Annotated in this window: 11 protein-coding genes; 2 read left to right on the top strand and 9 right to left on the bottom strand. The window is 59.2% G+C overall.

Annotated elements, in window-relative coordinates; genetic code table 11:
• The 8 genes from ABYO54_RS08865 to ABYO54_RS08830 all read right to left on the bottom strand — a co-directional run.
• The coding region (locus tag ABYO54_RS08865; protein WP_372807892.1) for a GNAT family N-acetyltransferase at positions 1-304 on the bottom strand (304 nt) is incomplete at its 3' end.
• A gap of 220 nt (positions 305-524) precedes the next feature.
• Entirely contained in the window at positions 525-2,141 is a 1,617-nt protein-coding gene (groL, locus tag ABYO54_RS08860; RefSeq protein ID WP_372807891.1) for a chaperonin GroEL, read from the bottom strand.
• A gap of 23 nt (positions 2,142-2,164) precedes the next feature.
• On the bottom strand, positions 2,165-2,452 hold the full coding sequence (gene groES, locus ABYO54_RS08855) for a co-chaperone GroES (protein WP_372807890.1): 288 nt from the start codon (positions 2,450-2,452) through the stop codon (positions 2,165-2,167).
• A 76-nt stretch (positions 2,453-2,528) separates the two neighbouring features.
• Complete coding sequence (locus tag ABYO54_RS08850) at positions 2,529-3,446, bottom strand: DnaJ C-terminal domain-containing protein (protein ID WP_372807889.1); 918 nt, start codon at positions 3,444-3,446, stop codon at positions 2,529-2,531.
• 10 nt (positions 3,447-3,456) lie between these two features.
• Positions 3,457-3,726 carry a YggT family protein gene (locus ABYO54_RS08845; protein ID WP_372807888.1) on the bottom strand — a complete coding sequence of 90 codons (270 nt, stop codon included), beginning with the start codon at positions 3,724-3,726 and terminating at the stop codon, positions 3,457-3,459.
• A gap of 126 nt (positions 3,727-3,852) precedes the next feature.
• Positions 3,853-4,329 (bottom strand): Hsp20/alpha crystallin family protein, encoded by a 477-nt coding sequence (locus tag ABYO54_RS08840; RefSeq protein ID WP_372807887.1) that lies wholly within the window; start codon positions 4,327-4,329, stop codon positions 3,853-3,855.
• Between the two features lie 24 nt (positions 4,330-4,353).
• Positions 4,354-4,755 (bottom strand): Hsp20/alpha crystallin family protein, encoded by a 402-nt coding sequence (locus tag ABYO54_RS08835; protein WP_372807886.1) that lies wholly within the window; start codon positions 4,753-4,755, stop codon positions 4,354-4,356.
• 77 nt (positions 4,756-4,832) lie between these two features.
• Positions 4,833-5,267: an Hsp20/alpha crystallin family protein gene (locus ABYO54_RS08830; RefSeq protein ID WP_372807885.1), complete on the bottom strand. Its 435-nt coding sequence runs from the start codon at positions 5,265-5,267 to the stop codon at positions 4,833-4,835.
• 409 nt (positions 5,268-5,676) lie between these two features.
• On the opposite strand from ABYO54_RS08830, the gene ABYO54_RS08825 reads away from it, so the two are divergent.
• Positions 5,677-7,005, top strand: a complete 1,329-nt coding sequence (locus ABYO54_RS08825; RefSeq protein ID WP_372807884.1) for a hypothetical protein — start codon at positions 5,677-5,679, stop codon at positions 7,003-7,005.
• A gap of 229 nt (positions 7,006-7,234) precedes the next feature.
• Complete coding sequence (locus ABYO54_RS08820) at positions 7,235-9,547, top strand: tetratricopeptide repeat protein (RefSeq protein ID WP_372807883.1); 2,313 nt, start codon at positions 7,235-7,237, stop codon at positions 9,545-9,547.
• A 91-nt stretch (positions 9,548-9,638) separates the two neighbouring features.
• On the opposite strand, the gene ABYO54_RS08815 is transcribed toward ABYO54_RS08820, so the two are convergent.
• Positions 9,639-10,147, bottom strand: a 509-nt coding sequence (locus tag ABYO54_RS08815; protein ID WP_372807882.1) for a 3-oxoacyl-ACP synthase III family protein, incomplete at its 5' end; no start/stop codon positions are given.

Here is a 10,147-nt window from a genome sequence, read left to right as displayed (position 1 = left end):
GCATGCTTCCGATCCGGTGCCGCGCAAAGTCGGGATCGACCCCCAGCCACAGCAAATGACCGTAATTCCAGGCCGAACGCGCCTTTTCAATGACGGTGCCCATCGCGAAGCCGACCACTTTTCCCTCTGACACGGCCACCAGCACATACTCGCACTCGCTGTTGAACAGATGCGTCACCTCATATTCATCCCAGGTGCGGTAGAGGTTCGAATATGCCTGCGAAGTGAAAACCTTTTCCCCCAAATGAAAGATCCCCGCAAGATCATCGATGGTCGCCGTACGAATTTCGAAATCATTCAACATGCCTATAAGCCTCCAAGAAAATTATTTGCGCAGTGTACGGCGAAAAATGAAATAATCTCGCCCAAAAGGAAATTATGTCATCCGAACCCGCCGGGTTGGGATCGGGGGGCTTGGGCCGGTCGAATCGGGGTTTTTATGGAAAAGCACCGGCCGCCGGAATGTTCCGGCGGCCGGCTCGGGAGTAAACCCGGCCCGCATGGGGCCGGAGGGTGGTTTGGAGTTACATCATGTCGTCCATGCCCGGAGCGGCCGCGGCGGCCTTTTTCTCGGGCAGGTCGGTCACCATGCACTCGGTCGTCAGCAGCAGCCCGGCAATGGAGGCGGCGTTCTGCAGGGCGAAGCGGGTCACCTTGGCCGGATCGATGATGCCGTGCTCGAGCATATCGACATATTCGTCCTTCGCGGCATCGTAGCCATAGTTGCCCGAGCCCTTCTTGACGGCTTCGACCACCAGCGCGCCTTCGCCGCCGGCGTTGGCGACGATCTGGCGCAGCGGGGCCTCGACCGCCTTGCGGACGATCTTCGCTCCGATGGCTTCGTCGCCGTCGAGCTCCAGCTGGTCGAGCGCGTTCTGGACGCGGAGCAACGCCACGCCGCCGCCGGCCACAATGCCTTCTTCCACCGCGGCGCGCGTGGCGTGCAACGCGTCGTCGACCCGGTCCTTCTTCTCCTTGAGTTCCGCTTCGGTGGCCGCACCAACGTGGATGACCGCCACGCCGCCGGCGAGCTTGGCCAGCCGTTCCTGCAGTTTTTCGCGGTCGTAGTCGGAGGTGGTCTCCTCGATCTGGCGGCGGATCTGCTCAACGCGGCCTTTGATGTCCTCCGGTTTTCCGGCGCCTTCCACGATGGTGGTGTCGTTCTTAGTGATGGTGACGCGCTTGGCGCTTCCCAGATCGGCGATGCCGATGTTCTCCAGCTTGAGGCCGAGATCTTCCGTGATGAATTTACCGCCGGTGAGCACGGCGATGTCTTCCATCATGGCCTTGCGGCGATCGCCGAATCCGGGGGCTTTCACCGCGCAGATGTTGAGGGTGCCGCGCAGCTTGTTCACCACGAGGGTCGCAAGCGCCTCGCCCTCGACGTCCTCGGCCACGATCAGCAGCGGGCGCCCGCCCTTGGCCACGTTCTGCAGCAACGGCAGCAGATCGTTGAGGTTGCCGATCTTCTTTTCGAACAGCAGGATGCAGGGATTTTCCAGCACCGCTTCCATCGACTCGGACTCCGTCACGAAATAGGGCGAAAGATAGCCCTTGTCGAACTGCATGCCTTCGACCACCTCCAGCGAGGTCTCCATCGTCTTGGACTCTTCGACCGTGATGGTGCCGTCCTTGCCAACCTTGTCCATCGCCTCGGCGATCAGCCGCCCGATCGTTTCGTCGCCGTTGGCCGAAATGGTGCCGACCTGCGCCACCTCTTCGGAAGTGGTCAGCTTCGTGCTCAGCTTGCCTAGGTTTTCCACCATGGCGTCGGTGGCCTTGTCGATGCCGCGCTTGAGCGACATCGGGTTGGCGCCGGCCACCACGTTCTTGAGCCCTTCGCGGTAGATCGCTTCGGCCAGTACGGTGGCGGTGGTGGTGCCGTCGCCGGCGACGGTCGCCGTCTTGGAGGCCACCTCCTTGACCATCTGGGCGCCCATGTTCTGGTATTTTCCGGGCAGCTCGATCGCCTTGGCCACGGTCACGCCGTCCTTGGTGACGGAGGGCGTGCCGTAGGATTTGTCGATGATGACGTTGCGGCCTTTCGGCCCCAGCGTCACCTTGACGGCGTTGCTCAGTTTTTCGACCCCTTCCAGCATGGCGCTGCGGGCTTCCACATCAAATGCAATCTGTTTTGCCATAGGTTGTCTCTCCTTCAAGTAGGTTAATCAAGGATCGCGAGGAGCTCGTCTTCGCGCATGATCTTGTATTCCTTTCCGTCAAACTTCACCTCGGTGCCGCCGTATTTCGGCATCAGCACGAGGTCGCCCTCCTTGACGTTGAAGGGTTGCGGCTTGCCCTGGTCGTCCGGTTCGCCGGTACCGAGCGCCACGACCGTGGCCTGCTGCGGCTTTTCCTTGGCGGAATCGGGGATGATGATCCCGCCTTTTTGCTCTTCTCCATTTTTTACGGGTTCAACGAGGACGCGTCCTCCCAATGGTCTTATCTTCATAGGTCTTAACCTCCTTGTGGTTTGTTTACGGGCCGACCTTTCACAGCCCGGTTTCATTGAGTTGATTTGGCGCGCGTCAGTTTCGGTTGCGACGCAACGCCAAAAGTTTTTCATAGAGATCCCGTTCCGCCGGGGTTGGTTGGGCGGGGATTTCGACGGCGACGGTCACCAGCAGGTCGCCGAAACGGCCGCCTTGTTTGCCGAGGCCCTGTCCTTTGAGTTTGAATTTTTTGCCGGACGGGGTTCCGGGGGGAACCCGCAATTCGGCCCGCCCGTTGAGCAACGGCAGCTCCGCCTTCGTGCCGAGCACCGCTTCGGGCGGGGAGAGGTTGAGCGTGGTTTCCAGATCGGCGCCGCTGACCCGGAAACGCGGGTGGGGCTTGATGGAAATCCGCACGATCAAGTCGCCGGCGCTACCCTGGTTTTTCATCCGCAGCTTCGCGCCGTCGCGGATGCGCGCGGGAATATTCAGGTTGTAGGTTTTCGACGCCCCGGCGGAATTGTAGACCGAAATGCGTTTTTTGCCGCCGTTCCAGGCCTCCTCGAGCGAAAGCGCCAGCTCCACCTCTTCGTTGGCCGCCTGCGGCGGCGACCGGCGGAACCCCTTCCCGGAGTGGAACGCGCCGCCGTCCGCCATGTCGCCGAAGATCGATGCGAAGAAATCGCTGAAGCCGCCCTGTCCGGAAAAGCCGAAGCCCGGCGCGCCGTTGTCGCCGAATTCGAAATGGACGTTTTCCCATCCGGGCGGCGGCGTAAAATCCTGCCCTTGTTGCCAGTTGGCGCCGAGCTGGTCGTAGCGTTTGCGTTTTTCGGGATCGCCCAGCACCTCGTAGGCCTCGGAGATTTCCTGGAAACGCGCCTGTGCGCCGGACGTCTGGTTGACGTCGGGGTGGAATTGCCGGGCCAACTTGCGATAGGCCTTCTTGATGGCGGCATCGCTCGAGTTGCGCTCGACGCCCAGAATTTCATAGTAGTCTTTGTATTTCACACTCATGTTGCCTCAATCAAACCGGGGGAACCAGAATCGAGAGCAGCAGCCCCTTGAGCACGGCCAGACCCAAAAAGAGCAACAGTGGACTTGGATCGATCACGGCCATACCTAAGCGCGGCCCGGGAACATGGCTTCTGATGGGCCCGAGCAGCGGTTCATACCAGCGGGCCAGCCGGTTGCGCAGCCGATGCGCGACCGGGTGCAGAAACCAGCCGCACACCACATAGGCGAACAGCCCGAGTTCATAAAACGCGAACGCGTTGTGGACCAACCGTGCCAGCATCGCATCTCCTTCCGTTTCTATTCCGGTTTTTCTTTAGGCAGCGTGATCATCAGCACACCCTGCTTGTCTTCCACATTCATTTTCTCTACTTCGGCCGGGGCGGGCAAAGCCGCCCCGGCCGGCGGTTTATCCTTCGGACACCGGAATCCGTTTCCGGGCCGCTTGGGCCTGTTTGGTTTTCGGCAGCGTGAGCGTCAGTACGCCCCGCTTGAATTTGGCTTTCGCCTGATCGCGATCCACCTCGGCCGGAAGCGGGATGCTTTGGCGGTAGCTGCCGTAGCTCATTTCCGACACATGGTAATTGCGTTTCTTCGTTTCCTTCTCTTCCTGGCGTTCGCCGCGAATGACCAGCATGTGATCTTCGAGTTCCACCGCGATGTCTTTCTCGTCCACCCCGGGCAGCTCGGCCCGCACGCGGATCTCGTCGTCGGTTTCCGAGAGTTCGAAGCCCGGAGATCCCGCCCTGCGGCGGCCGCGTTCGCCGTGGTAGTAGAGATCGAAGAGGTCATTGATTTCCCGGTGGAGCATCTCGAAAGGGTCTTCGTCGCGCCACCGCTGCGGAAACGCATTTTGCCTTTTCCAGGGAATCAATTTATCTTTCATGCGCCATGCACCTCCTTCGTTCCTTTACGCGCCGGTCGTGATTTCGATCTTGCGCGGCTTGGCCTGTTCGGCCTTGGGCAACTCGATGTCGAGTACCCCGTTGTGCAGCCGGGCGCGGATCTTGTCGCGATCGATCAACTGCGGGATGCTGAACTTGCGTTTGAACACCCCGGTGCCGTATTCGCCCAGGAGCAGGTCGAACCCTTCTGGTTTTTCGCTGCTTTGCTTCCCGGTAATTTCGAGTTCGTAGTTGTCGAGATGGATATCCACCTGGTCCTGCGTCACCCCGGGCATGTCGCACCGCACGAGGATCGCATCGTCCTTTTCGTAGATGTCCGTCACCGGCACATAGGTCTGTTCGTTGCGCGCAGGTTCAATCTGCTCGCGCTTCACTTTTTCGAGACTGTTGTTCTGTTTATCCTTCATTTCAAACGCCTCCAGTTCCAATTTGGTTTTTCTTCTCGTCCTCGCTCGCCTGTTCGAGGATCGAGGACGAGCGTCGACTAGTTTGTTTTGATTTCGATCCGTTTCGGCTTGGTGGCTTCATGGCGCGGCAATGTGATCTTCAGAATACCGTTGTGGAAAGCGGCCAGCACCTTGTCGTTCTCGACCGCATAGGGCAGCCGGACCGTGCGCACGAACTTGCCGGTTTCGCGTTCGCAACGGTGGCATACGGCGTTTTCCGCCGGCTTGTCGCCCTTGCGTTCGCCCTTGATCGTCAGTTGGTTGTTGACGACGCTGATGTCGATATCGGCGGCATCCAGCCCCGGCAGTTCCGCCGTGACGATCACGTTTTCCGAATTGCCCCACACGTTGAGCGCAGGGAAGCGGGACATGGCGGTTCCGCCTTCGTAGCCGTCGAACAGACGGTTCATTTCCCGCTGCAAAGAACGCAGCTCCGCAAACGGGCTCCAGGATCTGTTATCGGTCCAATACATGTTTGCACTCCTTTCGTTATCTGCTCCCGCACCATGCGGAAGCCTGTCGATCAGGTTGACGACTTTCCCCTATACAAAAAATGTGCCAACGAATCCGTTGCCCGTTTTCCCTTGGTTTTGGCGGATTTTTGCGTTTTCGGGGCCGGTGCGAAGCGTGAAAAAGTGGCACAGCGCGCGTCACAGCTGTGCCGTTTTTGAACAGAATCCGGGCGCTTTCCCGCGCCCACGCGATCCGGGCTTCGAGGCGGCCACCCCTGGATCCGTCGATCCGCTCGCGAGCGGCGGGCGGGCTCCCGAAAGGAGCGCCTTTTTAAAATCGAAACGCCCCTGCAAGCCATGCTATTGCTTGTCCCGTTTTATCTCGCATCAGCGGCACGAGTCGAAAGATCCTTCGGGAAAAGAGGCAGGAATGAAGAGAGTAATTTTTTTGGGGCTGGCGGTTTTGCTGGCAGGTTGTTCATCGCCCAAGCAAGACGATAAGGGCACGGTGGATTTCGATGCGATCGAATGGGGCCGGAACCCTGCCTACTCGCACGGCATCTACGACGAGGCGCTCGATCTCCTTTCCAAGGGGCGCCAAAAGGACGCCGAGTGGCTGTTGGCCGAGGTGAATCGAACGATTCCCGATAGCCAGCGTTTGATCTTCCTGCATGCGGTTCTGCTGCGCAGCCGGCTGGACAACGCCCGGGCCAACCAATGGTTTTCGAAAACCCATGTCCGGGGCCGCGATACGGTTCCGGGCCGCGCCGCCTACGCCATGGTGGCCATGGATTCGGGCTATGGCGCCGAATATTCCTTCAAGACGCTCAAGCGCCTGGTGGACGAGAATCCGGACGAGATTCTGGTGCGCTGGCTCTATGCCATGGAAACGCGCTCCTACCCCAAGGAGGCGGGAGCAGGCGATGCCCAGTTCAAGAAGATTCTCAAGAAGTGGAAGACCGGGCCCGTCATGCTTCACCGGACCTATGCCGACCTGCTGGCCACCACGCTCGGCCGACCGGAAGAAGCCTTGGAGCACCGTAAGCTGGTGACCGAGCTGGAGCCGGAACCGTGGGCCTATCAGGAGTTGGCCCTCAACCTGGCGGCGCTGCGGCGCTACGACGCCGCCGACCGCGCCTACGCGAACCTGCTCCAACTGGATCCCTACAAGTCCGCTTTCTGGATGGATTGGGGCAAATGCCGTTTCTTCATGGGCGACTATGCCTCCGCCTACGAAAAATTCAGCCAGGCCTCCACGCTCAATCCCAAGGATGTCTCCGGCTTGGTCTTCGCCGGCCGCTCCCTCGAAAAAATGGGCCGGCCCGACGACGCATTCGCGAAATATGGCCGGGCCGTCAGCCGGGACCCGGCCAACCCGCTGGCCTGCGTATACGCCGCCCATTCCAAGCTCTATGGCTATGGCACCTGGCCCGACTACCAGTGGGCGTTCGATCTCTGCGTCGCCTCCGACGCCGAATATTCCAAAGCCGGCGATGCCGCGCTCGTCCGCATGGAGGCGCAGATCAACGGGGCCGGTCAAACCTCGCTCGCGCCCGAGCCCGGCCGGATGCTGCTGGCCCACCTGGCCGCCTTGGCCGCGGAGGGCAACGCCGACGCCCAGTTCAACCTGGCCATGGTCTACTACCACGGCATCGGAACCCCCCGCAATTGGAACAAGGCGATCCCCTTCTTGCGCAAGGCCGCCGCCCAAAACCACACCACCGCCATGAAGATGCTCAAGGAATTCGACGCAAAGTAAACGGATGAGAGGCTTCCTCACAGGGTTGGCCTTGTTCGCCGTGTTGTTCGCCCCAACGGCCGAAGAGCGTCCGTTTCGTATATTCACTTCTGCAAATGGCCAAATGATCGAAGCACGGATCGTCGATTACAATGCCTCCCGCAATCAATTGCGCATCGCACGCCGCAACGGACAGACCATCGTGCGGTGCGAACCCGCATCTCCAAAATAATCGAAAGCGAGAAGTGGTATGAAAAACATTATGGCTGCATGGCTAATGAGTTGCATGGCCGCTGCGGCCTTTTCCACCACCGACGCGGATAAGGTGTATCGGCAGGGGTTGGATGCGTATCCAACCAACGCTGCCGTTGCGTATGGCTTGTTTGTTCAGGCCGTTGGCGAGGGCAGTGTCGAGGCGATCATGGCGGCGGCGCATTGCTGCGAATTCGGCAAGGGAGTGACAGAGAACCGGAGGGTCGCTTCTTCATGGCGCCTTCGGGCCATGAACTTCGATGCGGTCGCAGCATGCCGCGGTATGGCCGAAATCGATTCTCTCAATCATGCTCTCCGCGAAAATGATTTGGAGGTACGCCGCTCGCGTTTTGAGGCGAACGCCGCCGACCGCGCGACCGCACGCACCTATGTGCTCCAACTCTTGAAGGACGGCAGGCAGGCGGAAGCCGAGGATATGCTCGAGCGCACCATCGTCAAATTCAAGCCCGACGCGCGGTTGCTCTTCGAGCGCGGAGTCATGGCGCGTAGCCGTTGGGATAAGCAATCGGCCATGCTCTATTTCGCAGGGGTTTTGGTTTTGGAGGACTCATCCCCCAGGGCTCGTGCGGCACAGGCCGCGATTCAAATGGATGCCGACAAGAACGTCTCCGAAGGATATGGCGTTTTGCGGCGCGTCATGGAAGAGAACCCGGACGACCTGTTTCTGACGTGGCTCTTTGCCATCCAGTGCCGCGGGCAAAGGCGCTTCGCCCGGGAAGGCGCGGCAGCATACGAGAGAATTCTTGAAGAGTGGAAACCGGGCCCCGTCATGGTGCATCACACCTACGCAAATATTCTGACGGAATCGCTCGGTCGTCTCGATGACGCGTTGGTTCACCGGCGCATCGCCCTCGAGCAGGCGGAACGGGCTTGGACTTATCAAGGTTTGGCGAACACGCTGATGGATCTCAACCAGTTGGAAGAGGCGATTGTTGCATATGAAAAAGCAGTGGAACTGAAACCTGAAGATCCGGATTATTTGAGGCAGTATGGCAGGGCTCTGTTGAAGGCAAGAAGGGGAGACGAGGCCGTTGCCATTTTCGAACAGCTCTATGCTCTTGATCCCACCGATACGTTCGCCTTGATGTTCAAAGCACAGGAGCTACGGAATTCAGGCCGAACAGATGAGGTAAATACCCTATTCGACCGGGCGGCGAAGATGAATCCAGCCGACTCGTATCCTCGGAGTGCAATGATGTTGAGTGCGTTGTTTGGTTACGACATGGAACCGGATTATGAACGGGCATTGGAGTTGGCAAAATCGCTTTCCAAAGAGAAGGAATTTTGTTGGGCGCATCTGATTCCCTGCGCTTATACGCCTGACTCGGATGTGTTGTATTATACCGACGATCACCGAGAGAGCATGCGGAACCACTTGCAACAGCTCGCCGAGGGAGGCAGTGCTCCCGCATGTTTCAATCTGGGTATGGTGTACAAGGAGGCAATCGGAGTTCAGCCGGATTTCACTCAAGCAGAGAAATGGCTCACTCGCGCGATGGAATCGGGACATCCGGGTAGTACGAACGAACTGGCGAATCTCCGGGAAAACGGGACCGTCAAAAATAAGGAGATCCGGTACGCGGGGCCCTCCGCGGAAGCAGGACGTTCGAAGATCATGGTTGAAGTCGACCGCCGCGACGAGGGCGAGCCCCCCCTTTTTACCCAGGGACTGAATTCGCACTATGGTCGCGGTGGCGTTGAAAAGAATCTTCCCAAGGCGTTGGAGTTGTACCAACTGGCCATCGAAAAAGGAGATGTCAGGGCGTACGAAAAGATCGGACGGCTCTACTGGAACGGTGGTGAAGGGGTCGAAAAAAATGCCGCCAAGGCCATAGAGTCTCTGGAAAAGGGCTATGCTGCGGGGCATCCGGGATGCGCAACAACGCTCGGTATTTTGTGTTACGGGGGCTATGGATCTCCCAGACAGTTGGAGCTGGCATTGAAGTGGCTACTCATTTCCGCCGAAGAAAATGATGACATGATGAGCCTGAATCTCCTCGCGGAATACTATGGCGCCAATCCCGACAAGGAGAAAAACGATCCGCAACTCGCCTTGCTGTATGCCGATCGATTGATCGCGAAAAAACCAAGCAACGGATCTTTCCTCGGTTCCGCGGCGGCAGCCTATGCTCGGGCGGGAAAGTTTGATCGGGCGATTGAACTTCAAAAAAGATGCGTTAGGTATAATGAAAAGCGGTTTGGAGGTACGAAGTACTCGATCCACATCGAGCGCGCCATGGATCGGCTAAAGTTGTACGAGCACGGCAAAGCGTATCCAGAACACGAATAATGCCAGATACGAAAACGATCGGGCATCGGTGGTGGGTCGGTCGCTGACCGCCAGGTCGCACGGCATGCGACCCTCCAGCAGTCGCCGGGGCCTACACCTTCTCGATGACTGCCGCGCCGAAGGTGAAGCCGCCGCCGAAGGCGGTCAGGCCGATCTTGGAGGCGGAGGCCAGCGTGGGAACCAGCTCGGTGAGCGCGATCGGAATCGTGTTCGACGATGTGTTGCCGTATTTCCGGATGTGGTTGAACATCTTTTCCGGCGGGCATTTGATCGTTTTGCGGATGGCCTCGATGATGCGCTCGTTGGCCTGGTGCGGCACGATCATATCGAGCTCCGCGACGGTGATGCCGCGCTCCTGGCAGGCGTTGTCGAGCATGTCGATCATCTTGCGCACGGCCAGCTTGAAGACGGTCAGGCCTTCCATTTCGATGACCTCGCCGCTGCCCATGTTCGGAACGTAGAGCACCTTCGCGTCGACTCCGGTGGCGGAGAGGAACGGGCGGTTGAGCTTTACGCCGAGGTTGCCCGGGCGCGGCTCGCAGCTGACCAGCGATGCGGTCGCCGCGTCGCCGAACAGGGCCATCGTCTTTTGGTCGTCGT

This window comes from Pontiella sp., assembly GCF_041622395.1.
In the GTDB taxonomy this organism is placed as follows: domain Bacteria; phylum Verrucomicrobiota; class Kiritimatiellia; order Kiritimatiellales; family Pontiellaceae; genus Pontiella.
This window is presented reverse-complemented; position numbering and strand designations above follow the sequence as displayed.

Coding starts and splice junctions, on each gene's coding strand:
- groL (WP_372807891.1), bottom strand. CDS start 2,141: ATGGCAAAACAGATTGCATTTGATGTGGAAGCCCGCAGCGCCATGCTG.
- groES (WP_372807890.1), bottom strand. CDS start 2,452: ATGAAGATAAGACCATTGGGAGGACGCGTCCTCGTTGAACCCGTAAAA.
- ABYO54_RS08850 (WP_372807889.1), bottom strand. CDS start 3,446: ATGAGTGTGAAATACAAAGACTACTATGAAATTCTGGGCGTCGAGCGC.
- ABYO54_RS08845 (WP_372807888.1), bottom strand. CDS start 3,726: ATGCTGGCACGGTTGGTCCACAACGCGTTCGCGTTTTATGAACTCGGG.
- ABYO54_RS08840 (WP_372807887.1), bottom strand. CDS start 4,329: ATGAAAGATAAATTGATTCCCTGGAAAAGGCAAAATGCGTTTCCGCAG.
- ABYO54_RS08835 (WP_372807886.1), bottom strand. CDS start 4,755: ATGAAGGATAAACAGAACAACAGTCTCGAAAAAGTGAAGCGCGAGCAG.
- ABYO54_RS08830 (WP_372807885.1), bottom strand. CDS start 5,267: ATGTATTGGACCGATAACAGATCCTGGAGCCCGTTTGCGGAGCTGCGT.
- ABYO54_RS08825 (WP_372807884.1), top strand. CDS start 5,677: ATGAAGAGAGTAATTTTTTTGGGGCTGGCGGTTTTGCTGGCAGGTTGT.
- ABYO54_RS08820 (WP_372807883.1), top strand. CDS start 7,235: ATGAAAAACATTATGGCTGCATGGCTAATGAGTTGCATGGCCGCTGCG.